Origin of the sequence: Listeria rocourtiae FSL F6-920, from assembly GCF_000525975.1 — a bacterium.
Taxonomy (GTDB): domain Bacteria; phylum Bacillota; class Bacilli; order Lactobacillales; family Listeriaceae; genus Listeria_A; species Listeria_A rocourtiae.
Map to the genome: position 1 here is coordinate 1 of NZ_AODK01000121.1, position 581 is coordinate 581.

Genomic DNA, 581 nt, shown 5'->3' on the forward strand with positions numbered 1-581 from the left:
ATACATCGCTGCCGCTCAAAACTCTTCTTGATGCCAAAAAATGAAGCTATACAAGCTGAAAACGAACGCCAAACTGTGGCTACTGACGCTGTCAAAGAACTATTCACCAATAATGACACCGCTAGTGATTCCATTAAAGATACGACGGATCAAGAAGCCATTGATGCTGCTAAAAATTTAGTAGATGCTGTCACAGATCCAACAGTTAAAGCTGAATTAGAGCTAGACATCGCTGCCGCTCAAACTCTTCTTGATGCCAAAAATGAAGCTATACAAGCTGAAAACGAACGCCAAATCGCAGCTACTGATGCTGTCAAAGAATTATTTACCAATAATGACACCGCTAGTGATTCTATTAAAGATACAACGGATCAAGCTGCTATCGATGCTGCTAAAAATTTAGTAGACGCTGTCACAGATTCAACAGTTAAAGCTGAATTAGAGCTAGACATCGCTGCCGCTCAAACTCTTCTTGATGCCAAAAATGAAGCTATACAAGCTGAAAACGAACGCCAAACTGTGGCTACTGACGCTGTCAAAGAACTATTCACCAATAATGACACCGCTAGTGATTCTATTAA

General features: G+C 40.6%; 1 protein-coding gene. It reads left to right on the forward strand.

The window, feature by feature from the left end:
* Nucleotides 1–30 precede the first annotated feature (30 nt).
* Nucleotides 31–581: toxin Cry1Ac domain D-VI-related protein (locus tag PROCOU_RS16155; protein WP_208855823.1), on the forward strand; the 551-nt coding region annotated here is incomplete at its 3' end.